General features: G+C 43.5%; 23 protein-coding genes and 1 other RNA gene. 12 read left to right on the forward strand and 12 right to left on the reverse strand.

Annotated features, from left to right (window positions below; all coding sequences use genetic code 11):
* Nucleotides 1-396 precede the first annotated feature (396 nt).
* From KIT51_07810 to KIT51_07825, 4 genes are all read right to left on the reverse strand, one after another.
* Nucleotides 397-2,223, reverse strand: coding sequence for an AAA family ATPase (locus tag KIT51_07810; protein UYN88139.1), 1,827 nt, complete (start codon nt 2,221-2,223; stop codon nt 397-399).
* A gap of 140 nt (nt 2,224-2,363) precedes the next feature.
* On the reverse strand, nt 2,364-2,573 hold the full coding sequence (locus tag KIT51_07815) for a hypothetical protein (protein UYN88140.1): 210 nt from the start codon (nt 2,571-2,573) through the stop codon (nt 2,364-2,366).
* Between the two features lie 100 nt (nt 2,574-2,673).
* A complete protein-coding gene (locus KIT51_07820; protein ID UYN88141.1) occupies nt 2,674-3,195 on the reverse strand; it encodes a hypothetical protein in 522 nt (173 codons plus the stop codon).
* Nucleotides 3,192-4,397 carry a phage integrase SAM-like domain-containing protein gene (locus KIT51_07825; GenBank protein UYN88142.1) on the reverse strand — a complete coding sequence of 402 codons (1,206 nt, stop codon included), beginning with the start codon at nt 4,395-4,397 and terminating at the stop codon, nt 3,192-3,194. Before KIT51_07825 ends, KIT51_07820 begins: the two co-directional genes overlap by 4 nt.
* A gap of 424 nt (nt 4,398-4,821) precedes the next feature.
* Here KIT51_07825 and KIT51_07830 point away from each other — a divergent pair, with 424 nt between their 5' ends.
* From KIT51_07830 to KIT51_07850, 5 genes are all read left to right on the forward strand, one after another.
* Nucleotides 4,822-5,604 carry a MotA/TolQ/ExbB proton channel family protein gene (locus KIT51_07830; protein ID UYN88143.1) on the forward strand — a complete coding sequence of 261 codons (783 nt, stop codon included), beginning with the start codon at nt 4,822-4,824 and terminating at the stop codon, nt 5,602-5,604.
* 5 nt (nt 5,605-5,609) lie between these two features.
* Nucleotides 5,610-5,984 (forward strand): hypothetical protein, encoded by a 375-nt coding sequence (locus KIT51_07835; protein UYN88144.1) that lies wholly within the window; start codon nt 5,610-5,612, stop codon nt 5,982-5,984.
* The gene (locus tag KIT51_07840) at nt 5,984-6,571 is read left to right on the forward strand and encodes a biopolymer transporter ExbD (protein ID UYN88145.1); all 588 of its coding nucleotides are present in this window, start codon (nt 5,984-5,986) and stop codon (nt 6,569-6,571) included. The genes KIT51_07835 and KIT51_07840 overlap by 1 nt, the downstream gene beginning before the upstream one ends.
* Before the next feature lies 1 nt (nt 6,572).
* Nucleotides 6,573-7,037 carry a biopolymer transporter ExbD gene (locus KIT51_07845; GenBank protein UYN88146.1) on the forward strand — a complete coding sequence of 155 codons (465 nt, stop codon included), beginning with the start codon at nt 6,573-6,575 and terminating at the stop codon, nt 7,035-7,037.
* An 80-nt stretch (nt 7,038-7,117) separates the two neighbouring features.
* A complete protein-coding gene (locus KIT51_07850) occupies nt 7,118-8,422 on the forward strand; it encodes an MFS transporter (protein ID UYN88147.1) in 1,305 nt (434 codons plus the stop codon).
* On the opposite strand, the gene KIT51_07855 is transcribed toward KIT51_07850, so the two are convergent.
* On the reverse strand, nt 8,419-9,189 hold the full coding sequence (locus KIT51_07855; GenBank protein UYN88148.1) for an AMP nucleosidase: 771 nt from the start codon (nt 9,187-9,189) through the stop codon (nt 8,419-8,421). The two genes, KIT51_07850 and KIT51_07855, sit on opposite strands and share 4 nt — an antisense overlap.
* Nucleotides 9,190-9,208: 19 nt before the next feature.
* Between KIT51_07855 and KIT51_07860 the strand changes: the two genes are divergently transcribed.
* Nucleotides 9,209-9,646 carry a type I restriction enzyme HsdR N-terminal domain-containing protein gene (locus KIT51_07860; protein UYN88149.1) on the forward strand — a complete coding sequence of 146 codons (438 nt, stop codon included), beginning with the start codon at nt 9,209-9,211 and terminating at the stop codon, nt 9,644-9,646.
* Here KIT51_07860 and ald read toward each other — a convergent pair.
* A complete protein-coding gene (gene ald, locus KIT51_07865; protein UYN88150.1) occupies nt 9,643-10,755 on the reverse strand; it encodes an alanine dehydrogenase in 1,113 nt (370 codons plus the stop codon). The genes KIT51_07860 and ald overlap by 4 nt on opposite strands.
* Before the next feature lie 274 nt (nt 10,756-11,029).
* Here ald and KIT51_07870 point away from each other — a divergent pair, with 274 nt between their 5' ends.
* Nucleotides 11,030-13,306, forward strand: a complete 2,277-nt coding sequence (locus KIT51_07870) for a transketolase (protein ID UYN88531.1) — start codon at nt 11,030-11,032, stop codon at nt 13,304-13,306.
* Between the two features lie 2 nt (nt 13,307-13,308).
* On the opposite strand, the gene KIT51_07875 is transcribed toward KIT51_07870, so the two are convergent.
* Entirely contained in the window at nt 13,309-14,175 is an 867-nt protein-coding gene (locus KIT51_07875) for a hypothetical protein (GenBank protein UYN88151.1), read from the reverse strand.
* 34 nt (nt 14,176-14,209) lie between these two features.
* Between KIT51_07875 and KIT51_07880 the strand changes: the two genes are divergently transcribed.
* Nucleotides 14,210-15,199 (forward strand): acyl transferase, encoded by a 990-nt coding sequence (locus KIT51_07880; protein ID UYN88152.1) that lies wholly within the window; start codon nt 14,210-14,212, stop codon nt 15,197-15,199.
* Between the two features lie 221 nt (nt 15,200-15,420).
* On the opposite strand, the gene KIT51_07885 is transcribed toward KIT51_07880, so the two are convergent.
* The 5 genes from KIT51_07885 to KIT51_07905 all read right to left on the reverse strand — a co-directional run bounded on the left by KIT51_07885 (nt 15,421) and on the right by KIT51_07905 (nt 22,992).
* Nucleotides 15,421-16,575 (reverse strand): sigma-54-dependent Fis family transcriptional regulator, encoded by a 1,155-nt coding sequence (locus tag KIT51_07885; protein UYN88153.1) that lies wholly within the window; start codon nt 16,573-16,575, stop codon nt 15,421-15,423.
* 67 nt (nt 16,576-16,642) lie between these two features.
* Nucleotides 16,643-17,044, reverse strand: an RNA gene (rnpB, locus tag KIT51_07890) — RNase P RNA component class A.
* A gap of 33 nt (nt 17,045-17,077) precedes the next feature.
* A complete protein-coding gene (locus KIT51_07895; protein UYN88154.1) occupies nt 17,078-17,476 on the reverse strand; it encodes a hypothetical protein in 399 nt (132 codons plus the stop codon).
* Nucleotides 17,477-17,546: 70 nt separating this feature from the next.
* Entirely contained in the window at nt 17,547-18,431 is an 885-nt protein-coding gene (locus KIT51_07900; protein ID UYN88155.1) for a DUF2279 domain-containing protein, read from the reverse strand.
* Nucleotides 18,418-22,992, reverse strand: coding sequence for a translocation/assembly module TamB domain-containing protein (locus KIT51_07905; GenBank protein ID UYN88156.1), 4,575 nt, complete (start codon nt 22,990-22,992; stop codon nt 18,418-18,420). Before KIT51_07905 ends, KIT51_07900 begins: the two co-directional genes overlap by 14 nt.
* A gap of 10 nt (nt 22,993-23,002) precedes the next feature.
* On the opposite strand from KIT51_07905, the gene tsaD reads away from it, so the two are divergent.
* Genes tsaD through KIT51_07925 form a run of 4 tightly spaced genes read left to right on the forward strand, consistent with a single transcriptional unit; the run spans nt 23,003 to nt 25,663 of the window.
* On the forward strand, nt 23,003-24,007 hold the full coding sequence (gene tsaD / locus KIT51_07910; GenBank protein UYN88157.1) for a tRNA (adenosine(37)-N6)-threonylcarbamoyltransferase complex transferase subunit TsaD: 1,005 nt from the start codon (nt 23,003-23,005) through the stop codon (nt 24,005-24,007).
* Nucleotides 24,008-24,010: 3 nt separating this feature from the next.
* Nucleotides 24,011-24,400, forward strand: coding sequence for a hypothetical protein (locus KIT51_07915; protein UYN88158.1), 390 nt, complete (start codon nt 24,011-24,013; stop codon nt 24,398-24,400).
* A 3-nt stretch (nt 24,401-24,403) separates the two neighbouring features.
* The gene (gene smpB, locus KIT51_07920) at nt 24,404-24,862 is read left to right on the forward strand and encodes an SsrA-binding protein SmpB (GenBank protein ID UYN88159.1); all 459 of its coding nucleotides are present in this window, start codon (nt 24,404-24,406) and stop codon (nt 24,860-24,862) included.
* Nucleotides 24,863-25,663 (forward strand): C40 family peptidase, encoded by an 801-nt coding sequence (locus KIT51_07925; GenBank protein UYN88160.1) that lies wholly within the window; start codon nt 24,863-24,865, stop codon nt 25,661-25,663.
* The last annotated feature ends 51 nt before the right edge of the window (nt 25,664-25,714 follow it).

Below are 25,714 nucleotides of genomic sequence, written 5' to 3' on the forward strand. Positions count from 1 at the left end.
AATAATTTTGTGTCCTGCATGAATGCAGGCATTGACGCGGTGCCTTTTTCGTGCAAGTGCCCCCTGACGGCTTGCTGATACTTGGGTGCGTATAGGTAGGCAAGTGCTTACGCGGCTTGTCAATTTCGGGAGTGCCCTCTGGCGGCTCCGAAATCAGGGTAAAGATAAAAAAAATAGTAACGTTAATAGTAACTAAATGGCTCATACAATTGATATTATAGGTATTGTCGGAGACAAAGCTCTCCGAATATTATCCTTCTTTGTAGGGTTCATTATGGGGTTCATCTTTACCATTTTAGTTGTCTCGCGCGCGTATGGTTGTGCAGTTGTAAATGGTTGTAAGAGGTTGTAAATACAACCAAATACAACTAATACAACCTACAACTAATACAACCTTCACAACCCAGTATTTAGAATCTTTGATATAGCCTGTTGGCTAACATTGAATGTCTGGGCGATCTCGGCCTGTGTCTTTCCCTCTGCTGCCATCTTCATCATTTCGGAGGTGCGATCCTTCACATGCTGCCATTCAGGATCAACGCCTAAAAACTCCAATCGTAATGGGTTGACTTTTATCTCAACCGTTGCAACGGATCCCTTTGTATAGGCCATTTCAAAACTTCTGATTTTTAAGCCTTTGATATACCGGATAGCATCTCCCTGGGCTGACTTGCCGATTGAAAAAACACTATCGACAAGATTTGTTTTCATTTTAGAACCTTGTAAATCGTGTTTACTGATTACTTTAAAATCACCCTCTTTCAATGGCTTCCGTGAGTGGTCAATAATCAAAACAGAAAATCCCTTCTTTTTTAATTCATTGAGTAAGCCCATGAGCTTTACCGCTTCTTTGGTTGTTACTAAATCAACCATTGAAGCCAGTGCTGAAAGATTGTCCAGTATAATGATCTTTGACCCGATATGATTTGCAGCGTTTTCAATCTGATCAACTACAAACTCTACCGTTGAATCAATAAGTAATTTTTGTGCATCTTCATTGAAGGTGAAGCGCTTAAAGTTCTCGGGTAAACCTTCTGGGTAGCGCGTGTTAAACTGGTAATCGCTTAACTCGGTATCGAATAACGTAACGGGTTGTTTTGGTACCTCATTCTGAAAGCCCTGTATTGATTGCCCGGTTGCAATAGCACACCCGATTTGAACCGCTAAAATTGATTTACCGGCACCATCTTCAGCAAAGAAAAAGGCATTTTCACCCTCTGCCCATAGTGGTCCGAATAGCTTTTTTGGTCGTTCCATTGATGTTGGTTTTGTTAGCCGAAATAGATTTTTGATTTCAACGCATTTCGCTTTTGTAGTTGGTTTTTCCTCCACCATCGCACCATACCCCAATGCGCGAAGCTTGCGGGCTGCTTCTGAAAAATCACCATTACATTCCAGATAGGAGTAAAGCGCGCTGGGTGCATAAGCTTTTGATGGCTCAAATACTGTGGAGGATGTGAAGCAATAGAATAGCCTTAGTGATTCATTCCATGTAGCAGAGGTTGCGCCCTTCTTACCCGGCCTACAATAGTGATCATTATCACCAACCGATTTAATAAACTGCCAATCGTGCGCTTGTAACAATGCAGGCACATCTCCACGTTGATCGAAGTCATCCCAGGGAGTAAGCCCATCGGTATAAACCTTATTTTTTGGTGGGTTAACTTTAGGAAAGTATTCGTTTAATCTTCTGGCCGTTGTAATTAAAATTTCACGTTCTTCCTGTGTGATGTATGGGATGTTAATAATATCACCCTGAATGATTTTATAGCCCTCTGTGGGCGCTGTAACAAAATAACCCCCTTCGCCACGGGTTTCTATTAGCGCCTTTTTTCCATCGCTAGAAACGGCTATTTTTTGATTTCCTTCAATGACCTCACAACGGTAGATGAAATGAAATCCACCACTAATAGTAGTCTGCACGACTAACTTTTTATAGATGGTATTAAGAACATCACCACCCTCATCAAAATATTCTGTTAATAAATCGCGTGTTGTGTTCTTAGTATCAAAATCGAGTACCTCAATGTTTCCCGAAAGTTCACCACAAGCAATTGCAGCGCTGCCATTAAAAATAATATTATCAGGTAAGGCCTTCCAACTTTTTACGGTTGGCCGTTTGTCAGGCATGCTAACAGGGAAAACATGCAGACCACTTGATTTATATTCATCCCATTTTTTTCTATCTTTGTTGCGCAAATCTTCCATGTTTGTATTTTTCATTAAAGACCCGGACGGCCAAACTTTCCGGGTTTTTTATTTTTGCTTTAGTAGTAACATAAATAGTAACGTAATGCACTCAATAGGCAAAAAAAGGCCATTATTCGGAGATATAAATCTCCGCATCCATAAACCTGGAGTTTTCATGCATTTATAAACTGTTGAGGGGATACAAATACTTTTTTGCCGATGCGTGTTAGCTTCATTTTGCCTTGCTTCTCAGCACGCCAAACGGTAACACGTGAAAGATTTTTTTCTTTGCAGAACTCAGCGAGCGGGACAAGATCAGACTGCTTGCCTGCTTTTTGAATTTCTTCCGCTACGATTTTGCGAATGTTTTCTTCTAATGACATATTTCTTTGCGTTAAATCTTAACGCAAAAGAAACATAAGGGAACATGGGGGTAAAGGACACAATATGAGCGAAGTTGGTTGGTATTGTGTCCCCCTTACTTCAGTCGTTGTATTTTGATTTTACAAAACGTTGTCTGGATTTCTTATAAGCATAAAGAGAAATTTCATCATTACGAATCCATGAAATTAAATCGACTATAAACAAGTCAGGTACCCCTAACTCCTTTAATTCTTCAATACTATCATGTGCTAATCCAATTATATTAAATAGTCGAGAGAAAGGAGCTCCGGGAGTTTTAGGATTATCTATCCTTTTCAATAAATCCAAAATGTGTTTGGATATAGATATTAGTAAGACCTCATGGTCAACACTGAAAGTTTTTCGGCCATGAAATGTAATCTTTCCAATTTTGTTTTGTGTAAGGTACATTTTTAACCTTCGAAGTTCTTTTTCTTCTTCGGGCGTTTGTGCTCTTTGAGAAACTCCCTCACAGACCGTCAGAATATGGTCAATGCAAACGAAAATTTCATTCGTTATGGGGGGTAATTTTTTGGCCTTATATCCATTATAAAACCTTCTTAATTCTTCTTCATCTTTGAAACGGGGGGAATACTTTTTCATGCTACTTTCATTAATCCCATTTCCTTCATTGTTTTTTCAAGCTTCTCCATAGCTTGCCGAACCCGTTGCACCCTTAACTTATGGTTAGGGCTTCCGGCATAGTGTTCGGTCACGCTCTTAGGCGAGTGTCCCAGTTCATCCCGTGCGATCTCATTACCCAAGCCCAGGTCATTCAGTAACCTAGCGTAAAACCTCCGCCCTGAATGGAAGGCGATTTCATCAAACTTTCTTTTTGTTTCCTCCACCACATTGTGCCCGACTTGTCGTAATACCGTCACCTCCTCATCCAGTCCGGCACGCTCTAATAATGGTTTAAGTGCGCTGGAAAGGTTTTGCCGTGAATAGGGTATGCCTTTAAAGTACTTGTGGAAAAGTTCTTCGTTGTACTTGTGTAGTGTGGTGTAAACAGGTTTTTTGGTTTTAGTCTGTAATCGCTCATAATAGAAGCCCTTAATTTTACCCTTTCCAAGTGTCTGCAGGTCTGAAATCCTTAAGCCACTAAAACAGGCCAACAAGAATACATCCTTTGCCACGGCTTCAATTTCGGTAATGGGCTTAGTGTTCATTACTGCTTTCACTTCAGGCCATTCTAAGCGCACCTTATTAGCGTTTGAGGTGCTGTAGGGGAGTTCATAACCTGATAGGTCGGTAATATTTACCCGTGCATGTTTGGCCACGTTTACGAGCGCCCTAATGCGTTTATATTGTGAATTGTTGGCAACACCTCTATTGGTCATCCAGTCGGCAAAGTCATCGAGGACATGGGTATTTAACCGGTCAAAGGTTAGCGAGGGCTGAAAGCCCAGTATATTCTCCTTAAGCGTTGCAACGGCTTTTTTTTGTCCGGGTGAATACTTGTCTGCACTTAGGTAGTCATTGCACCAATCCAGTAGTTTTTTGCTCTGTGGCTTCTTAGGATCGTTTAAGTGTGTAAGTATGTTTTCCAATGTAGGTGCATGACCTTGCTGCATAAGGTCTTTATAGGTGGCCTGAAGCTTCTTTTCAAGTTCCAATAACCTAGCTGGCTTATTTGTCGGCTGTTTCTTCTTAGGGTTCCATTCAGCCTTTAAAAGCTTCACACCGGTGTAATATGAGTACTGTTTATCTGAGTTCTGTTTCGAGCGGATGTAAACAGGGATTTTACCGGATTTATCCTTGCGTGCCTTCCAAAAAAAGTAAGTGATTTTGAACTCGGTTTTCATGGTGTTACTATTTTGTTACTACAAATGTTACTACTTTTTGAAACAATAGCAAACAAAAAGAAACAAAAAAAGGCCAAAATAGGCCTATTTCATTGCTTTAAATTACATGGATTTTCAACATTCGGAGACCTCTCTCTCCGCTAAGCCAAACAAAATTCAGCCGATGCGCTGAAGTTCTATCCCCTTAAAATCTCGTAAAAAGTAAAGCCACATCAACCGGTATTTGCTTAGTTTAAGGTGGTTTTCAATTAGTTAGATTGATAAGTTTAGGAGAGGTTAAAATGTGACTTTATTTGGCAAAAACCATTAATCACCTAAATCGATAGAAGTTTTAGCCGCCAGCATAAAATTTTTTTAAAAAATATCGATAAATCGACAAAACGTTTAATTTTGGCCTTTCCAATAGTCTAATAAACCTGAAACTATGAAAAAACAACTCGCTATTCTTATGTTCTTAGGGGTACTGGCGACCTCTACTTTTGCCCAATCTGATTCTGCAGCGGCTGAACAACCGCAGCCTCAACCACGCACCGAAGCCTCTACACCTGAGCCGGCAGCAGAGAGTGAGTCAATGCACCAGATTTTGAAGCAAAAATTTATTGATGGTGATGTAAAGTTCATGACCCCTGTATTGATCTGTTTGATACTAGGTCTGGCTTTCTCCATTGAAAGAATTATTACGCTTAACCTGGCTACATCCAATAACACCAAACTCCTGGGACAGATTGAAGATGCACTTGCTAAAGGTGGAGTTAATGCTGCCCTTGATGTAACGCGCAACACACGCGGCCCGGTAGCGTCCATCTTCACGCAAGGATTATTACGCTATTCAGAAGGAATCGATATGGTTGAAAAGTCAATTGTGTCATATGGTGGCGTAGAAATGGGTAAGCTTGAAAAGGGCCTTATCTGGATTTCTTTGTTTATCGCACTTGGCCCTATGCTCGGTTTCTTCGGAACGGTGGTAGGGATGGTGCAAGCCTTCTCGGACATTGAGGCGGCCGGTGATATTTCCCCCAACATTGTTGCCGGTGGTATGAAAGTGGCCTTGACCACAACTGTGGGTGGTCTTATTGTAGGTATGGTGCTTCAGGTTTTCTACAACTACCTTGTATCTAAAATTGATTCTTTGGTTAACGGCATGGAAGATGCCTCCATTACCCTTGTTGATATTCTTGTGAAACACAAATTGGTTACCCAAAAGTAATTGAGATGAAAGGTTTTTTATTGATTGCGGTTGCCATTGTGCTGGTTATTCTGGCCATAGTTTCTGTTGATGCAGGACTTTACACAGGCTATGCATTGTTTGCCATTGCATTGCTGTCGGCCATAGTGCTTCCTTTGGTAAACGTTCTTAAATCCCCAGGGGATTTAAAGAAGGCATTATTCGCTATTGTTGGAATGGTTGTGCTTTTTGGTATTTCCTATGCACTTGCGGGTTCAGAGGTTTCTGCAGATCACGCAGCCAAGGGTATCACACCAAACGTTTCGAAATTAGTGGGTGCCGGTTTGATTATGTTTTATTTAACATCTGCCATAGCAGTGCTAGGCCTGATTTATTCTGAAATCAATAAAGCAATTAAGTAATGCCAAGAGCAACACCCGATATACCGAATGCTTCTATGGCCGACATTGCCTTTTTGTTGTTGGTATTCTTTCTTGTGACCACAACAGTTGCCAATGATCGTGGTCTTGCTATACAGCTGCCCCCGCCACCGGAAGCACTTCCCCCCGACATGGATATAAAGATCCAAGAGCGGAATTTGTTTAAGATCCAGGTTAATTCGTTCGATAACGTTTTGGTAGAGGGTAACCCCTTTTATGGAACACCAAATGAACTGCGCGACATGATAAAGGAATTTGTGCTGAATTATGGCGCTGACCCAAATTCATCCGATAACCCTGAAAAAGCGATCGTTTCGTATAAGACCGACCGCGGTACCAGCCATAAGAAGTTCATTGAAATATTGGATGCTGCTCAGGCTGCTTATTACCAGATTTATGCAGACCGTGCTGAAGTATCCGTGAAAAAATGGCTTGACCTTTCATCTGACTTGGCTAATCCGGAAAATAAAAGGTTGTACGATATTGGCCGCGGACGAAGGCCGGACGGGACAGTGGAGATCCCCATGAATTTATCAATTGCTGAACCTACTAAAGCTGGAGGGAAATAATATGTCGAAGTTTAAGAAAAAGGCTAACGTAAAGCAGGATATCCCTACATCCTCAATGCCCGATGTAGTGTTCATGTTGCTTTTCTTTTTCATGGTTACTACGCAAATGCGCGAAACTAACATTAACGTTAAGCAACAACTTCCGGAAGCTACACAACTAAAAAAGCTTGCGCGTAAATCATTGGTAGCATATATGTACATAGGTGAGCCTAAGAAGACAGAAGAGTGGGGCAAGGAACCTAAAATACAGGTGAATGATGTTTTTATCGAACCTAAAGATGTTATTCAATGGGTAAACCAAGAAAAAGCCAAGCTTCAGGAATTTGAACGTGACCAAATGACCGTTTCGATGAAAGTAGATGTTGATGCAAAGCGAGGCATCATTGCTGACGTGGAAACGGAATTGCGAAAAGCCAATGCACGGTTGCTCCTCTATTCTACTTTACAAAGACGCACCGATAATTAATCTTGTTTTTTCATAGTTGAAAAACCCCGTTCCGCAAAAGAATGGGGTTTTTTATTACCTTACCCGTATACTGAAGCATTATGACCATTGAGTTGAACAATCCAAAAACAGTACGCGCCTGGTACATGTACGATTGGGCAAATTCTGTTTATTCACTGGTAATAACCTCATCCATCTTCCCGATTTATTATAAGGCAGTAGCGGTTTCAGGTGATGGTGATAATGTCAGGTTTTTTGGGTTTACCATTAAAAATTCGGTATTGTATTCTTATGCGCTTTCGTTTTCCTTTCTGGTAGTGGCTGCCATGCTGCCTTTATTATCGGGTGTTGCAGATTATACCGGGCGCAAGAAATTTTTCATGAAAGTATTTGTCGCAATTGGTAGCCTGTCGTGTATGGGATTATACTTTTTTAAGGACATCAATACATTGGAATGGGGGATTTTCTGTTCCATTATGGCGAGTATTGGGTTTTCCGGAAGCCTTGTGTTTTACAATGCTTTTTTACCCGAAATCGTTACAGAAGACCGGTACGATATGGTAAGTGCCAAAGGCTTTTCGATGGGTTATTATGGCAGCGTTATCCTTATGGTTATCTGCATGGTCCTGATTTTGAATTATGCAGCTTTTGGTTTTAGTACAGAGGGTTTTGCAACCCGGTTCTCTTTTCTTTTGGTGGGTACCTGGTGGATGGGTTTCTCGATGATTACGTTTGCGGTGCTGCCTGAAAATCCACACGGAAAAAATCCAGGTAGTAAAATCTGGACAAAAGGATATTACGAAGTGGTGAAGGTATGGCAGAGTTTGAAGGAATCACCCGATATGAAACGTTTCCTGACTTCGTTTTTCTTTTACAACATGGGTGTGCAAACAGTTATGTACCTGGCCACGTTATTCGGTACCGATGTACTTCACCTGGATACCGGAAAACTTATCGCCACCATATTGCTCATCCAGTTAGTGGCTTCATTGGGAGCGTGGCTATTTGCACGGGTATCAAAAGCACGGGGAAACAAAGCCGCGTTGGCTATTATGATTGTTATTTGGGTGATAGTTTGCCTGGCGGCTTATGTGATAGCAAACGAAATACAGTTTTATGTTCTGGCTGCCGTGGTGGGCATGATCATGGGGGGGATCCAGTCCTTGTCGCGGGCTACCTATTCCAAACTTATACCTGAAAACACAATCGATCACGCATCGTACTTTAGCTTTTATGATGTTACCTACAATCTTTCTATAGTGTTAGGAACATTTTCGTACGGATTGATTAACCACATAACCGGCAGTATGCGCAACAGTGCATTGGCATTGGCCCTGTATTTTATCATTGGGCTTATTGTACTGAGCCGGATCAAAGCCCGCGATGTATCAGCACCTACAACTTAATAGCGGAGGTGCTTAACTGTCATGCCGTTATTGATGAGTTGACGCAAAGAGTCGATCCCGATTTTTAAATGTTGGTTAACGAAGTTGGTGGTAACCACATGATCGCTGACATCAGTCTTAACACCTTCGGGCACCATAGGCTGATCGGAAACCAGCAATAAGGCCCCAGCTGGTATTTTGTTATAAAATGCAGTTGAAAAAATAGTTGCCGTTTCCATGTCAATGGCCTGTGCCCGAATTTTCCTCAGGTAGGTTTTAAAATCTTCATCCCATTCCCAAACCCTGCGGTTGGTTGTGTATACTGTGCCCGTCCAATAATCCTGGTTGTAGTCACGAATAGTTGTTGAAATAGCTTTTTGAAGGGCAAACGAAGGAAGCGCAGGAACTTCGGGAGGGAAGTAATCGGTAGAGGTACCCTCGCCCCGTATAGCCGCAATGGGCAGGATTAAATCCCCGATATCGTTTTTCTTTTTAAGCCCACCACACTTTCCAAGAAAAAGGGCTGCTTTAGGTTTTATGGCACTCAGGCAATCCATTACCGTGGCGGCATTGGGACTACCCATACCAAAGTTTATAATGGTTATGCCCTCGGCTGTAGCATTGCGCATGGGTTTATCCAGGCCAACAATTGGCACGTTATGCCACTCGGCAAACATTTTAACGTAGTTATCAAAATTGGTTAGCAAAATGTATTCGCCAAATTTATCCAGCGGCTGACCGGTGTAGCGCGGCAACCAATTCTCTACAATTTCCTGTTTGGTCTTCATATCTTCGTTACTTTATGCTATGGTAAAACTCAACCTTCCTACGTTTAACTACAAGCTAAAAAAAGCTGATGGAAAAGTATGGATTTTTGACGGGATCCGGAAAAAGTTTGTAGTGCTGACACCCGAAGAGTGGGTCAGGCAACATTTTATAAACTACCTTACCCATGAGCTTTTGTATCCTAAGGCTTTGATAAAAATTGAAGGTGGACTGCGCTACAATCAACTTTCCAAGCGCAGCGATATTGTAATATTTAACAGGACTGGAAAACCCTGGATGGTTATTGAGTGCAAAGCACCCGAAATAGAAATAGACACACAAGTTGCACTACAAGTATCTGCTTATAATTTTACGCTTAAAGCTTCGTACGTAGTTATTACAAACGGATTGCGTCATCTCTGCTTTGAGATGGCCAGCGAAATAAAGTCTCTTCCGGAACTACCGGAATTTCCGGCTTAGAGGAATTTCTTTACGTCAGTGTAAGGCAGATTAAAGGCATCAGAAACACCTTTGTAAACCACTTCACCAAACATAACATTCAACCCGTTTCGCAGTTCCGTGCTTTCCTGGCAAGCTTTTTTCCAGCCCTGGTTGGCAAGACGGATGGCATAGGGAAGCGTTGCGTTGGTAAGTGCAAGGGTTGAGGTATACGGTACAGCACCCGGCATATTGGCCACACAATAGTGAACAACATCGTCAATGATGTAAGTTGGATCCTCATGCGTTGTGGGTGTACAGGTTTCAATACAACCTCCCTGATCAACAGCCACATCAACCAATACGGTACCGGGGCGCATGGTTTTTAGCATATCGCGGGTAACCAGTTTGGGAGCTTTGGCACCGGGTATAAGCACGGCACCTACAATCAGGTCGTGATCCTGTACCATTTCGCGTATGGTATATTCATTCGATACCACGGTATGTACGTTTTTCGGCATTACATCATCCAGGTAACGGAGGCGATTAAGGTTTACATCAGCAATAGTAACGTCAGCGCCCATACCGGCAGCAATTTTTGCGGCATTGGTTCCAACAACACCGCCACCTAAAATCAAAACTTTGGCTGGTTTAACCCCGGGTACACCGCCTAACAATATTCCACGACCTTTAAGTGGTTTCTCCAGGTACTTGGCACCTTCCTGTATCGACATCCGGCCCGCTACTTCCGACATGGGGATAAGCAGGGGCAAGCTTCCATCAATGCGTTCAACGGTTTCGTAAGCTAAACAAACCGCACCGCTATCGATCATCGCTTTGGTAAGCGGTTCGTACGAAGCAAAGTGGAAATAGGTGAAAACAAGCTGGTCTTTTTTGATCAGTTTATACTCTTGCTCAATGGGCTCCTTAACTTTAATGATCATTTCGGCCGTAGCGAAAACCTCAGCCGCAGTTTTAAGCAGTTTGCCACCGGCTTTTACGTAATCTTCATCACTAAAACCGCTGCCTGAACCGGCATTTGTTTCAATGTAAACCGTATGGCCGCGTTTAACCAATTCCTGCGTTCCTGCAGGTGTTAACGCTACCCGGTTTTCGTTGTTTTTTATCTCTTTTGGAACACCAATGGTCATAGTTGCAATCGTTTTAACAGGCTGCAAAGATAATCGGCTATTTGCAATAGTCAACGTGTTGATGGGTCAAGTCGGGTTGTCATTTGTACCCCGATTGGCTATTTTTGGGCATCGTCCAAAGCATTGGGAATTCCATCTTAAATAGGTATTTGTGAGCACAGTAAAGGAATCGAGGGTAAAGTATTCGCAAGCCAGGGTAAAGGAAATTTTAGCCGATTACCGGCTGGCATGCGAGAGCCGCGAAGCGAGTTTAATTGGCCGTAAAGAAGTGTTTATGGGCAAAGCCAAGTTTGGCATTTTTGGCGATGGTAAAGAGGTTGCCCAAATCGCCATGGCCAAGGTTTTCCGGGCTGGTGATTTCCGCTCGGGCTATTACCGTGATCAAACCTTTATGTTTGCCATTGGTGAGTTAACCACCCAGCAATACTTTGCACAGCTTTATGCCCATACCGATGTTGAAGCTGATCCGGCATCGGCAGGCCGGTTGATGAACGGCCACTTTGCCACCCGCATGCTGGATGAAAATGGGAATCTTAAGAACTTAACAGAACTTAAAAATAGTAGTGCCGACATATCACCTACCGCGGGCCAAATGCCACGGTTATTAGGTATGGCCTATGCTTCAAAGTTATTCAGGAACAACCCTGCACTAAAACCATACTCAAACCTTTCAACCAACGGGAACGAGATAGCATTTGGGACCATTGGCAATGCTTCCACTTCTGAAGGGATGTTCTTCGAGGCTATAAATGCAGCCGGGGTATTGCAAGTGCCCATGTTAATGTCGGTATGGGACGATGATTACGGGATTTCTGTTCCTCAAGAATATCACACCACAAAAAAAAGTATTTCCAAAGCGTTGGCGGGTTTTGCCCGTGATAATCAAAATCCCGGATTTGAGATCATTACCGTTAAGGGCTGGGATTACCCTGCATTGCTGGCAGCATATGAAAGGGCCGAGAAGATTTGCCGTTACGAACATGTTCCTGTACTGGTGCATGTGGAGGAAGTGACTCAACCCCAGGGACATTCAACTTCAGGTTCGCACGAGCGGTACAAAACAAAGGAGCGATTGGCCTGGGAAGCTGAGTTCGACTGCATTAAGCAAATGCGCAGGTGGATTGAAAATGAGGTGTTGGTGCTCCCGGAAGAAATTGACATCCTTGAAAAGGAAGCCAAGGAAAGTGCAAAGAAAGCCAGGGAAAAAGCCTGGAAAGCCTTCACAAACGACATCCTGAAGGATCATGCGACTTTGGTTGAAATACTGGAATCGTTATCTCATGAAAAGGACGTTGCCGAGATCAAAGGCGAACTTGTTAAGGCAATAAACCCCGGAAGGCTTGACCTGGTGAAAGCCGCTAAAAAAGTTTTGATTTTGCTTCGTGGCAAAGAAAGTGACGCCAAGCAAAACCTGCAGCAATGGCTAAAGGACCTTAAGGTTGATGTTGAGGATCGTTACAGTTCACACCTCTACAGTCAATCCGATTTTTCGGCCTTAAAAGTGGAGGAAGTAAAACCCGTATTTCGCGAAGATGCCCCACGGGTTGACGGGCGGGAAGTTTTACAAGCATGCTTTGATGCCGCTTTAACACGCGACCCACGTGTGTTTGCCTTAGGCGAAGATGTTGGCAAAATCGGTGATGTAAACCAGGGTTTTGCCGGCCTTCAGCAAAAGCATGGTGACTTGCGTGTTACCGATACAGGAATTCGCGAGTGCACCATCATCGGGCAAGGCATCGGGGCTGCTTTGCGGGGCCTGCGACCGATTGCCGAAATCCAATACCTCGATTACTTTGTTTATGCGCTGGCTACCCTTACTGATGACTTGGCGTGTCTGCAGTATCGTACCAAAGGCGGACAAAAAGCACCTTTGATTATCCGTACACGCGGCCACCGGTTAGAAGGGGTTTGGCATGCCGGTTCACCCATAGGAATGATATTGAACAGTTTGCGGGGTATCTACTTATTGGTTCCGCGCAACATGACGCAGGCAGCCGGGTTTTATAATACACTGTTAAAGGCTGATGACCCTGCCGTGGTAATTGAATGTTTAAATGGTTACAGGCTTAAGGAGTCATTGCCAGAAAATATTGGGGAGTTTACGGTGCCCCTGGGTGTTCCTGAAATTTTGCGGGAAGGGAGTGATGTAACCATCGTCACATACGGTTCTATGTGCCGCATTGTGCTGGAGGCCGCTGAGATGTTGGGAGGAGTTGGTATTTCCTGCGAGGTAATAGATGTACAAACCTTACTTCCGTTTGATCTTCATCACACCATTGTTGAATCTATCAAAAAAACCAATCGGGTAGTTTTTGCAGATGAGGATGTACCCGGTGGTGCCAGTGCCTATATGCTTCAAAAAGTGTTGGAAGAACAAAATGCCTACCACTACTTGGATGCAAAGCCATTAACAATTACTGGGAAGGAACATCGGCCGGCATATGCTTCCGATGGTGATTACTTTTCAAAGCCAAATACCGAGGAAGTGTTCGATAGGGTTTATGAAATGATGCAGGATACTTATCCCGATCGTTTCCCCTCTATTTACTGATTTCAATTAACCCTAATCTGCTGGAGCGTAAATTCGGGGGTTCGAATAGAGTCTTTGTTAAGCGCCCTATCTTTAACGATAATATCAAGTTTAAGAGTTCTTATACTAAATAAAGGTGTAAACCCAGTTGAAGTCATAGCATAACGCAATGTGCCTTCCAACGGGCCTGATTTGTCAGAAAGTACAGGGAATCTTCCATTTAAAGTTGTGCAAAGCTGATCTTCCCAAGAGAATTCAGTAAAAGGCCCACCGGAGCTCTGAAAAAACCGTACAGATATATTATAGTAATTTGGATTTCGTTTGAAATAAACCGTGTCCTTCACCACATAGTATCTGTTGCCCACATTATCCCGTAAGGTATCAGTAATGTTATAGGAGGCATCAATGGCATTTGCTGCAGGGGGGGCTATAAGCAGGTATGAGGTAGTGTAATCCCGACATTCGAGGTTGGCTGCACTAAAAGGGGGAAGTGAGCCAAACCCTGGTTTGTTACGCGTGCGGTGTGTTACAAGCTTACCCGTGGGTGGGGTTATAATCATCGGGATCGTGCTTGGCAAGGGTGGTCTGTTTACCGCTTGAATCACGGTGCCAACTGCTTTAATCTTGTTGTTGGCTTCATCCTCAAAATAAAAATTACGTTCGTGATAGGGGTCGTCCCTAAAGTCAGTGCTCAAGCCCATGTCACCGTTTCCATCCCTGAAGTCGATGTATAAGATAAGTGAATCGGCATCGGATGGATCGGGGGTAACTTTAAATTCAATTTTATTAAAACTGATTTTTGGGGCAATGCCAAATTCTGGCGGGTCAAAGCATGAACTAACGGTTACCGCCAAAAAACAAAATAAAACCAATCCCTTAATCGCCTTCATGCTGTACTTTTATGCCTGACAAGATACACAACGCTTGGAAAATATTAAAAGTTTAAACCTTAACCTTTATACTGTAAACGCAACAAACTTTGATGTTATTGCGTTGCAATTCTTTCATTACCAGGCAGAAAACAACCCGGTTTATCGCAACTACCTGCACCATTTGAAAGTCGATCATGCCAAAATCGAATCTATAAATTCGATCCCGTTTCTACCCATTTCTTTTTTTAAAAGCAACACCATTAAAACCGGAAACTGGGAAAGTCAAACCCTATTTGAAAGCAGCGCCACCACTGGCCAGGTAACCAGTAAACATGAAGTAAAGAACTTGTCATTTTATTTACACCATGCTGCCAGGTGTTTTGAATTTTTTTTTGGGTCACTAACAGGCTATCATTTCTTTGCTTTGCTGCCCTCATACCTGGAGCGAAATAATTCTTCGCTGGTGGCCATGATGGATTACTTTATCAAGCAAAGTGGCTCTCCGTTTTCAGGTTTTTATTTGTCAGATTTAGACAAACTCAAAGCCGATATTGAAAAGGCGAAGAAGGATGAGTCAAAGAAAATCGTTGTTTGGGGAGTAAGTTTTGCGTTACTTGATTTGGCAGAAAGTGGCCCACCCGATTTAAGCATGTGCCTGGTATTTGAAACCGGGGGCATGAAGGGCAGAAGGAGGGAAGTGACCCGCCTCGAATTGCATACGATGTTAAAACAGGCTTTTAAGGTTTCCGCTATCTATTCAGAGTATGGCATGACTGAACTTTTTTCGCAGGCTTATACAAGGGGAGGTTCAACTTTTTTTACCCCCCCCTGGATGAAGGTGATGGTACGGGAGGTTGGCGATCCATTTACCTGGGTAAAGGATGGAAAACCTGGCGGTTTAAACATTGTTGATTTGGCCAACGTTGATACGTTAAGTTTTATTGAAACAGAGGATGCTGGCCAACTTATTTCGAATGGATTTGAGGTGCAGGGGCGTTTGGATAATACTGATATTCGCGGCTGCAACCTGATGGTCGAGTAGTTGGTTTTTATCGCCAAACGGCATAAAAAAAGCGCTGGATTTGTTTTCTTACGAAACTGTTTTATTTTTGACATTACTAAACGCCACTTCGAATGAAAAAACTTATCATTTTCCTTCTTTTAGCCGGATTTATTTCTGCTTGTAGCCAGTACACTTGTCCTACTTACAGCAAAGCTAAAGAGCCTGTCAAAAAAAGCGTTGCTGAGCAAAAAATCTAATATTTAGAGGTATTTCTTTACATCCTCCTCAGTAATTGTATCGGCTGACATGATGATAAGCCGCTCAATTACGTTCCTTAATTCCCTGATATTTCCGGTCCATCCGTGTGCCTGTAGCATGTTTAATGCTTTCTGGTCAATTCTTTTAACCTTGTTTCCTTGTTCCTCGGCTATGTCGGTCAGGAATTTATTGGCCAATGCGGGTATGTCTTCTGTTCGGTCGCTTAGCGAGGGTACTTTTATAACTATAACACTCAATCGATGATACAAGTCCTCCCGGAATCGTCCCTCAGCGATTTCTTTTTTCAGGTCTTTATTGGTTGCCGCAATCACCCGCACATTAACGGTTATCTCTTTTTCGCCACCCACGCGGGTTATCTTATTTTCCTGCAAAGCCCGCAGCACTTTCGCCTGGGCTGATAGACTCATATCACCTATTTCGTCCAGGAAAAGCGTGCCGCTTTCAGCCTGTTCAAATTTGCCGATGCGTTGTTTAACGGCCGATGTAAATGATCCTTTCTCATGCCCGAACAACTCACTTTCAATGAGTTCGGAAGGGATAGCCGCACAGTTTACTTCCACCAGAATGCTTTCGCTCCGTTTGCTTTTTTCATGAAGTTGCCGTGCCACCAGTTCTTTACCGCTTCCATTGGGTCCGGTAATCAACACGCGCGCATCGGTGGGCGCTACCTTGTCGATCATTTCTTTAACCTGAAGGATAGCAGGCGACTCACCAACCATTTCAGAGCCTTTCCCGATTTTTTTCTTCAAGGTACGGTTTTCTTCTTTGAGTGAATTTCGTTCCAGTACGTTGCGCAGGTGAATGAGAATGGTTTCAATGCTTTCAAAGGGCTTTTGGATAAAGAAGTAAGCCCCACGCTTGATGCTTTCCAAAGCAGTTTCTTTAGTGCCGTGTGCGGAGATCATAATGAAGGGTGTTGGGATGCCTTCTTTTTTTACCCGCTCAAGTAGTTCTATGCCATCCAGCTTCGGCATTTTTATGTCGCAGAAGGCAACATCAAAATGATCGTGTTGCAATTTTTTCAAGGCTTCTTCACCATCTTTCGCTTCTTCAACTTCGTGCTTTTCCTCTTCTAAAATTTCGCGTAACGAAGTCCGGATGGCCGCCATGTCATCCACTACCAGTATTTTCCCCATGATTAAATAAATTGAACTTAAATAAAACAAAAACCTTCCACGCATTAAAGCGACAGAAGGTTTAATTAAAAAATGCAGGTCTGTAAGCCGGGTTCTGTATCCGGAAGGTTTCCCATCCGGTTCTTATCATTTATCTAGCCCTGACGATATCGTCAGGATCAATCGATCTACCCACCCCGATATCCTGACGGATGGTCAGGATCGAATCAGGTTTCTGATCGGGGCCTATTTGATCTTTCAACTCGTAAGGTTTGCCTGGCTACCAAAGTTACCTTTGGTACGGTGGGCTCTTACCCCGCCTTTTCACTATCACCGTGACGGAAGCCCGTCAAGGCTACTTGTTTCTGTGGCACTTTCTGTTACTGGCGTTTACCGTCAGCACCCCCGGTTTTCCCGGGGTACGATTCCTGAAGTTGCCCGGACTTTCCTTCCTGATGTTTGCCATCAAGACGATAAGACAACCTGCATGCGCAAAGGTAACCAAATCGGGCGAAGATGAGTTCTAGTGAATATCTTTTCCGGTGAGTTTAAATTCATATTGGTCGGCCAGTTGGGCGACTTCCTGAATCATAAATTTAACTTCATCTTCGCTAACGGCATCGGCCAGGCATGATGCTTCAATTTTAAGGTGATTTTCGTCAATAATAAATTTACTGTAATCGAAGGCAGCACTTTGTTTTAGTAATTCCACCAGGTCAACCCCTGCTATGGAATCACTTACTTTTGAACTGAACACAGCCCGTAATTTTCCGGAGACCTTACTTTTTTCCGTTACGGCCAAAACTGTTTGAAAGCGATCGTCTTTTAACGGCACAACGATAATGCATTTTGATTCATCGTAATCGGTAAACGTACCACCGATGTGATCGGCATATTGTTTAATAACAGCGGAGAGTTTCATAAATTCGAAAGGTTTAGGTTCGGAAGTTAAAAAAAAGCATAATCCATTAAGAGAACTGCCTTTAATTTTTTTATTGAAGGCCTAAGGGGCGAAAAGTTATCGAAGAGCCGGAGAATCTAAGTGCGGGGGCCGGTAGCTTAACCATATTAACCATAAATAAAATTGTGTTAACTACTTTTGAACGTGATTTAAGGTGTGATACGTCAAAATCGAGCCCCAGGTAGAACTGGCGTGTAGCATGGTATCCCGCTGCCGTATTTTCGTGGTTTGTTGCATACACCATACCCTCTGCCCCATAACCTACCGCCAGGTTAAGCCATTTCGGAAACTTCATAAACTTATCTATGTCGATGGATAGCCAATAGGTTTGCCCGTTGTAATCTTTGAAAATTTCGGTAACCAGGCTATTGCCTAATATGTTGTCGGGCCTTAGTGCCGGATAGCTTGTTCGTTGAAATGAATACTTGGGGTGAATGCGCACCTCATTCCATAGTTTATTCTGGCCTAAGAAGAAGCTTGCCCCGGCCGCGTTGGCAAACAGATCGCCTGTTGAGGCACCATAATCGGCAGAGAAGCCATCGAATATCTCAATGGGTAAAAGAATGAGAAAGCCAGTAACCGATCCCCATAAGTCGGATTTAATTTTATTGACACCGCACCCTTGCAGGCTTTTCGATGTACCGGCACTTAAGTGGAAGGCCGAAAAAAAATGACCGGCCTTATCCAGTTGTTTCCATTGATTGTTGTCGTTGAAGAATGAAAATGATTGACGTGGGGAATCCTTGTACCACAATTCGTTTAACCCGATAAGGGTTGCGGTGTACCCAGTGCCGGAGATGATTACAAGCGACCTGAGTTTCTTTTTATCAGTTGTTGAAAGCGTATCCGATGGTTGTGCACAAACATTTAGTGAAGCGAACAAAACTAACAACCATACAGTCTTAACCACCATCATCTTCTTCTTTTAATGCCTCATCGTTCTGATCCGGATATTCGGGCACCGGCCTCCTGTTCTTATCGCGGTTGGACTTCAACAGGTCTTTTAATTCATTAAAACTTTGGGTATGCATAAGGCTTACCCCCGTGGTAATGGCATTTTGGGCATTTAGTGTGTTTACCAACGGGTTTACATTGGTGCGGCTGTACATTTTTACCTTAAATTTTCCATCGGCTGAGAGCAGGTAGTCAACAGTCCAGTCGCCAATGGCCATGGCCAAATCGTTTCGGTTATCCACACCTCCGGTAGGTTGTGCCTGGTTACCCAAAGTACCATCGCGGGTAACGCGAAGCCTTCCGTTCATAAACGTGTAAGACATACGCAATTGAAAGGCATTGAATGCTTCCTGATCCATGCTGCCCAGGTCCACATCAATTTCAAGATTTTCATCTACCTGGCTTAGCCATGAACTAAGCTGATTAGAGAACAACTCACTAACGCTGTTCACCAACGATCCGCTGGTATTGAAAGATTCGGGAGGTGAAAACCTGCGCAGCACTATCAAACTAAAAACCTGGCGTTTCAATTCCTGTTCATCAAGCCTGCTTTTAAAGGCTATAAATTCTATGTCCAGCGATACGGGCGGCCTTCCTTCAACGGGAATTGATTTTGGTAAGTCCTTACCAACAATATCAAAATTGATTTGAGGTGACAGCATAGGCCCCTCAAGTTTGAGCACCACCTGCACAGGGTATTTACGCCTTACCTGCGGCATGGCCGCCAACGATTGATCGGCCAGAATAGGGGCCAGTGATGCTAATTGATTGTAACTGGCATCAATCTTTAAGGTGCCCTGGTATGGATCGCCATACCAGGCTATGGAGCTGCCGGGCTGTATGCGGAATTCTTTATTGATGATGTCATACAATGTGAAGTTGTACCATCCTTCGGTAAACTCAAATGGGCCGAACATATTAAACTCGCCCTTGGTATCCAGTTGTAATTTGATTTTTCCATTTCCGCGGCCGCGGATAATATCACCGGCTTTCAGGTCGAAAATTATCTCGCAATATGCATCGGGTGTAACGTCCAGGTTAAAGTCAATGGTAACTCCGGTAAGTTTTACTTTCTTTCCGGCTTCAGTTTGTTGTGAAGCGAGATACGTTGAATCTTTAAAGCTTACAAAGTTGATATATTCTTTTTGCTCAACAGAAGTTCCGCTTGTAAGCGGAATGTAAACACGCGTGTTTTTGCGCGTGGTGGCTGTGGCCGATATGGTTAGGTTATCCAGGGGCCCTGTAAATGCCACCCGACCGGAAGCATACGCCTGGCCATAAAACAGATCGTTATCCTTGGCCGATGTATTCAGCACCTGAAAATCATCGAACTGGCCGTTCATGGCAATTTGCATGTTGGCAAAGTTGGTATGCGTTATGGCCCCGCTTAATTTACCTCTGTTTCGGTTAATATCCGTAAGGTCTATGTCTTTGAAGTAAATTGAATTTCGGGAAAAGCCAAGAATGCCCGTGAACTGGTATACCGTGTTCAGGTAGTTAATCATCATTGCTCCGTTCTCAAGCCTTCCTTCTCCGTTTAATATGGGTTCATCAAGTGCCCCGGTAACACGGTAGTTACCGCTTAGGGTTCCCTGGAATTGGCTGAACAGATCATCGATGAAGGGTTCAAAAATTTTGAGGTTGGCTTTGTTAAAATTGGCGGTAATGTTCAACGGGCTCTGGTTGTCCGATGGATTGTAATGTCCTTTGCAGTTGACTATCCTGGTTTCCAACCGGTCAATTAAAAATTCAAGATTAAATTTTCCCCCCAGGGGATCCCATATGTTGTTTCCGGTAATGCTGCCCACCAAAAAGTCATCAACTTTCAAGTCATTGATAAAAAGGGTATTCTGGATATTCTGCAAGCCATAAAAGTTGGTAAGGGTAACTTCAGCATCCAACCTTCCGCTCAGTTTTCGAAGGATGAGGGGGTTGATGTTGGTAAGGTCGAAATTTTTAACGTTGAACAGTAAACTCTTTAACGAATCGGCAGACAGGTTCCCATTGACGCTGATGGACTGGTCGAGTTGCATGATTCCCAGGTTTTTGAAGGCCCACTCTTTGCCCATAATGGCAACTGAGTTTTCAGGCAATATGGTCCATCTTTTATCAAGTACACTTATGGTGGACGGAAGCAGTCTTATGTAAGTGCTGTCTTTAAAATCAACAATGCTGTTAATATCAATCCGATTGGTTGTTTCCTGTTGGGCGATGCTCAACTCAACATCAACGTGGTTCCTGTCCCAAATAATTTCGCTGTACAGGTTTTTGGTTTTTATCCGGCCAATTTCCTGGGTGGGCGAATGGAGGAAGACCATGGCCAAGGCCTTTGTACTATCAGCAACTTTTGAGGCGTTTATTTCAAACTCTGTTTTGTAAAAATTATTCTGGCCATAGCGTATGGAATCAATAAGCGTAAAAGCCTGGATAGAGGAAGTTGATCCACTCGCGTACCGGCCATCGATAAACGTATTTTTACTAATGGAAAGGTCAATATCCAAAAGGTCCATTATCGGGGCTATGTTTTTTATTTTAAACTCAAAATCTGCAGCATACCTGCCCGGGCTTTTCTTCTTTTGTTTGTAATAAGCCAGGGTGGCTTCTGGTTTATTCTCAACATTCAGCCTGAATTCTTTAACAAGGTTACCCATGTCAGTGATCATGGCCGTAAGGAAAAAATCGCCAGTTACTTCGGCATCTATCAGGGTGGATTCTAATTTTAGCTTACGCGTGTTCTTTAGTTTATCGGCCTGGAAAGAAATGTCGGGTAATTTTAATGACTGGCTATCGTAGCGGATAAAGAAGTTCTCAAGTTTTAGTTTTCCAAGCAAGCTGTCAATGGCAAGTCCTTTCAAATCAATATTCAGGTCGGCCCGCAGGAACAGCTCCTTGGGGCTGAGGTTTAGGTTATGCAGGTAGGCTGTATCCAGCGCACCGGTTATTTTTATTTCATTCCGGTTGTTTCGTAAATCAACCGATCCTTCGGCATTAAACTCAAGGTTAGGGTCGTTTATCTTTAATTGTCCATTAAAGAACTGCGAAGCAAAGCGTGCTTTTGTGGTGATGTTCGTGTAGTTGTAGTTCCTTATCCCAAAGGATTGTATTGTTCCGTCCAGGGTGAAGTCTGCGGTTTCCTGGGTTAAACCTTTTCCGCTGATTTTTCCATTAACTGTAACTTTTTGAAAATTCAGGGTATCGCCAAGGTATTGACCAAGGTTAAAATTGGTGAGCGAAAGTTTACCGGCATACCGGGTTTGATCGATTGATTCTTCATTAATCTTAAGGTTTATATCGGATGCAATGCTGCCAATGGAACTAACAAAGTTTCCGTTGGCTACAAAGTCGGTAGGGTAACCCAAAAACTGCCCTCGAAAATTCAAAACGCCAAGCGGTTTAAGCCTTGCCGTTAATTTGTCGCTGAACAAAAAGGCGAGGTCGTTAAAGTTGAGTTGTGATTCGCGGAGGTTTAATAGAATAAACGTTTCATTGATGTCGGGAAGCCCATCCATTTCAAGGGCACCCTGCAGGTTTGTTTCACCCACCTGCACATGCATGTTGGTTAACCTGAACCGATTAATCCTTCCGTTAAATGCCCCATTCACAGAAATGGGTGCCACCAGTTCGGAGGGCAGGGGGGCAAAGAAGCCCAGGTCATTCGGGTGAATAATCGTGTTCGAAAAGTTTGCGTGTATGTTAACTTTGCTTACAAAGTCGCCAAGGTCTTGTTGGCTTCCGTAGCGGAAAATAATGGTGTCGGATAGAATGCTTTGCCCCACATTGGCTTTAAGCCCGATAAACTCCAGCGATTGTTGCGAAATGCGAAAGAATGTTGAAAACTGATGGATAGAAAAATCTAACCGATCTTCTTTTGCGGTGAGGCTGCGAAGGTTGAATTGTATGGTGTCGCCCTGAATGAGGAAACGTTGAAGTTCCATGTCGGGTATATTAACTGAAAAGTGGTTCGGATCGAAGCCACTGCTTAAACTATCGCTATCGGTGTTGTAAGTAAAATGACTATTACGAAGCAAGGCTTCCCCAATGTTGATCAGGGTGCTGCCCCCTCCGCCCGAGGATCCCGACATTTTATTGATCCGGTCAACAAAGATGTTAATGTTAAGGTCGCGTGTCGAATCGGAGTCTGTAATTTTAATGAGGTTCACATCAGCACCTTCCACCATCACAGCATCCAGGCTTATGTTGCCACCTTTTAGCAAATCTGAAAACCGGTAATTGATCAACAGTTTTTTTACGCCAATCATGGTGTTGTTTTCCGGATCAACTATCGATACTTCTTCCAGGTAAAGGCGGTCAAACCAATGCAGTTCCATTCGCTTTATGGTAGTGCTAAAACCGGTCGACTCGGAGAATGATTTCAGGTACCGTTTGGTTATCCGGCTTTGCACAGCCGGTATTTGAATGATGAAAAAGCCTGTTATGGTAAGAAGCAGTATGCCGTATAAGCTATAAAGCATAATGCTTTTAAGCCAGAACAATACACGAATTTTGATAACTTGCAGGTTCATGTTTCAACCCATGGGTCCCGTCATACTTGCTATTGAATCATCGTGCGATGAAACATCTGCCGCTGTAATTAGAAACGGCAAGGTACTCAATAATATTATTGCCTCACAGGCGGTGCACCACAAATATGGCGGTGTTGTACCTGAGTTAGCTTCGCGCGCGCACCAACGTAATATCGTTGCCGTTGTACAGGAATCACTTACTGCTGCAGATGTTGCAATGACCGAACTGGATGCCATTGCGTTTACACGTGGGCCGGGCTTAATGGGTTCATTGTTGGTTGGTGTTTCTTTTGCCAAGGGGTTAGCCCTTGCCTTAAACAAACCGCTGATTGAAGTAAACCACATGCAGGCACATGTGTTATCGCATTTTATTGATGACCCAAAGCCAACCTTTCCTTTTCTGTGCCTTACCATTAGTGGCGGGCATACACAAATTATCCGGGTTAACGATTTTTTGGATATGGAGGTGATCGGTGAAACCCAGGACGATGCCGTGGGTGAAGCCTTCGATAAGGCTGCCAAAATTATGGGACTTCCATATCCGGGCGGGCCATTGATCGATCGGTATGCACAATCGGGTAATGAACTAGCGTTTACATTTTCAAAAACAATAATGCCCGACCTTGATTTTTCTTTTAGCGGTATAAAAACATCCTTCCTGTATTTTATCCGTGATGCCAAAAAGGAGAATCCCTCTTTTGTAGAGAATAATTTGCCCGACCTCTGTGCCAGCATCCAACATCATTTGGTCGGTATGTTGCTGGAAAAGCTGATTATGGCCAGCCATAAAACCGGGATACGGGAGATCGCCATAGCCGGTGGCGTGTCGGCTAACAGTGCCTTGCGAAAAACATTGCTGGCCCAAGCCGCAAGTAGAAATTGGAATGTATTTATTCCGGCTTTTGAATATTGCACCGACAATGCAGCAATGATTGCCATGGCTGCCCATTATAAATTTTTACGCGATGAGTTTAGCACGTTGGATGTTGCACCCCTGGCCAGAATGTTGTTGTAAATTATGAGAGATATTTTTAAATCAGGCGACACAAAAACCTATACGCACACCGTTACCCCAAACGATGTAGCCGCCTTTCATGGCGAAATCGTTCATCCGGTGTGCTCGACTTTTGCGCTGGCACGCGACATTGAATGGTCAACCCGGCAGTTTGTGCTGGAAATGCGCGATGATGATGAGGAAGGGATCGGGACATTTTTGAGCATTGAGCATAAGGCACCGGCCTTTGTGGGTGAAACAGTGAACATTGAAGCAGCCGTTGAAAATATAACTGGCCATGAACTAATATGCTCGTATATTGCCAGGGTGGGTAATCGTGTAATTGCTGTTGGAAAAACCGGGCAAAAGATTTTAAAGCGCGAAAAATTAAATCAGTTGCTATCCAAAAAGTAAACCGTGGCCAAACGATTTTCAAACGATATTAACATCCGCAACAAACGGGCAGGCTTTGAGTACGAACTGTTGGACAAGTATATTGCCGGGCTTGTATTAAAGGGCACTGAGATAAAATCCATAAAGGAAGGTAAAGTGAACCTGCAGGATGGCTATTGTTACTTTAATAATGGCGAGTTGTTTGTAAAGGCAGTTACCATAACTCCATATGCCCAGGGCACACACTATAACCATGAAGCGGCACGCGAACGAAAATTGCTGTTAAAACGGTCGGAGCTTAAAAAACTTGAGGGAAAGGTGGAGGAGAGGGGGCTTACCCTGGTACCCGTACGCCTCTTTATCAACGATCGTGGATTTGCTAAATTGGAAATTGCCCTGGCGCGTGGAAAGAAAATTCATGATAAGCGCGACAGCATAAAAGAACGTGATGTCAAGCGGGAACTTAGTCGTATTAAATTTTAAATGGTGAGTAACGAACAAATTGATTTTGGGGTTAGCCGGTTAAGCCTGGTGCCCATGCGCGCTGAACCTTCCGATAAATCGGAGCAGGTAAGCCAGTTGTTGTTTGGCGACCACTACGAAATACATGAAATAAGCAAAGACCGCAACTGGCTTCGCATACACATGTACTACGATCAATGCGAAGGGTGGATCAATGTGCATCAACATCATGCCATTACACGCGACTATTACGATTACATTAACCGAGCAGATTTTAAAATTTCAACCGATTTAACGTCAAGCATACTTTACAATAAAAGTCCGTTACCTATTTTACTTGGCAGCATCATTCCTATATCAGGTTCGGAATTATTCAGGATGGAAGAACAGTTTGCGTTTAATGGCGACTCTAAAAGTCTCGGTGTAAAACGCGAGGTTGATTTTTTACGAACCATTGCGCTGAAATACCTGAATGCACCGTATCAATGGGGCGGCAAAAGCCCCTTTGGAATTGATGCCCCGGGGTTGGTACAAATGGCTTTTAAAATAAATGGCTACCGTCTGGGGCGTAGCATTGATGAGCAAATGCGACAGGGCAAAGCCGTTGAAAGCCTGGCCAATGCTTTACCTGGCGACCTTATGTTTTTTACCGCTAACTCCACTCGCGATCAGCATGTTGGATTGTTGATTGATCGGGAGAAAATTCTCCATGCCTCTGGTAAAGTGCGGTTGGATTACGTAAACGAAGAAGGCATATTAAACCTCGACACAAAAGTCTATACCCATACATTGGTATCGATAAGAAGGGTAATGGCTGAGTAGTTTTACCGTGAGGTGCTGTGGTGCATCTTGCATACTAAGCCGATAGCCCTT

Source organism: Cyclobacteriaceae bacterium (assembly GCA_025808415.1).
GTDB lineage: Bacteria > Bacteroidota > Bacteroidia > Cytophagales > Cyclobacteriaceae > UBA2336.

What these genes read in the sequence shown, in the direction of transcription:
- KIT51_07810 (UYN88139.1), bottom strand. Translation starts at nt 2,223, where the DNA reads ATGAAAAATACAAACATGGAAGATTTGCGCAACAAAGATAGAAAAAAA.
- KIT51_07815 (UYN88140.1), bottom strand. Translation starts at nt 2,573, where the DNA reads ATGTCATTAGAAGAAAACATTCGCAAAATCGTAGCGGAAGAAATTCAA.
- KIT51_07820 (UYN88141.1), bottom strand. Translation starts at nt 3,195, where the DNA reads ATGAAAAAGTATTCCCCCCGTTTCAAAGATGAAGAAGAATTAAGAAGG.
- KIT51_07825 (UYN88142.1), bottom strand. Translation starts at nt 4,397, where the DNA reads ATGAAAACCGAGTTCAAAATCACTTACTTTTTTTGGAAGGCACGCAAG.
- KIT51_07830 (UYN88143.1), top strand. Translation starts at nt 4,822, where the DNA reads ATGAAAAAACAACTCGCTATTCTTATGTTCTTAGGGGTACTGGCGACC.
- KIT51_07835 (UYN88144.1), top strand. Translation starts at nt 5,610, where the DNA reads ATGAAAGGTTTTTTATTGATTGCGGTTGCCATTGTGCTGGTTATTCTG.
- KIT51_07840 (UYN88145.1), top strand. Translation starts at nt 5,984, where the DNA reads ATGCCAAGAGCAACACCCGATATACCGAATGCTTCTATGGCCGACATT.
- KIT51_07845 (UYN88146.1), top strand. Translation starts at nt 6,573, where the DNA reads ATGTCGAAGTTTAAGAAAAAGGCTAACGTAAAGCAGGATATCCCTACA.
- KIT51_07850 (UYN88147.1), top strand. Translation starts at nt 7,118, where the DNA reads ATGACCATTGAGTTGAACAATCCAAAAACAGTACGCGCCTGGTACATG.
- KIT51_07855 (UYN88148.1), bottom strand. Translation starts at nt 9,189, where the DNA reads ATGAAGACCAAACAGGAAATTGTAGAGAATTGGTTGCCGCGCTACACC.
- KIT51_07860 (UYN88149.1), top strand. Translation starts at nt 9,209, where the DNA reads ATGGTAAAACTCAACCTTCCTACGTTTAACTACAAGCTAAAAAAAGCT.
- ald (UYN88150.1), bottom strand. Translation starts at nt 10,755, where the DNA reads ATGACCATTGGTGTTCCAAAAGAGATAAAAAACAACGAAAACCGGGTA.
- KIT51_07870 (UYN88531.1), top strand. Translation starts at nt 11,030, where the DNA reads ATGGGCAAAGCCAAGTTTGGCATTTTTGGCGATGGTAAAGAGGTTGCC.
- KIT51_07875 (UYN88151.1), bottom strand. Translation starts at nt 14,175, where the DNA reads ATGAAGGCGATTAAGGGATTGGTTTTATTTTGTTTTTTGGCGGTAACC.
- KIT51_07885 (UYN88153.1), bottom strand. Translation starts at nt 16,575, where the DNA reads ATGGGGAAAATACTGGTAGTGGATGACATGGCGGCCATCCGGACTTCG.
- KIT51_07895 (UYN88154.1), bottom strand. Translation starts at nt 17,476, where the DNA reads ATGAAACTCTCCGCTGTTATTAAACAATATGCCGATCACATCGGTGGT.
- KIT51_07900 (UYN88155.1), bottom strand. Translation starts at nt 18,431, where the DNA reads ATGATGGTGGTTAAGACTGTATGGTTGTTAGTTTTGTTCGCTTCACTA.
- KIT51_07905 (UYN88156.1), bottom strand. Translation starts at nt 22,992, where the DNA reads ATGAACCTGCAAGTTATCAAAATTCGTGTATTGTTCTGGCTTAAAAGC.
- tsaD (UYN88157.1), top strand. Translation starts at nt 23,003, where the DNA reads ATGGGTCCCGTCATACTTGCTATTGAATCATCGTGCGATGAAACATCT.
- KIT51_07915 (UYN88158.1), top strand. Translation starts at nt 24,011, where the DNA reads ATGAGAGATATTTTTAAATCAGGCGACACAAAAACCTATACGCACACC.
- KIT51_07925 (UYN88160.1), top strand. Translation starts at nt 24,863, where the DNA reads ATGGTGAGTAACGAACAAATTGATTTTGGGGTTAGCCGGTTAAGCCTG.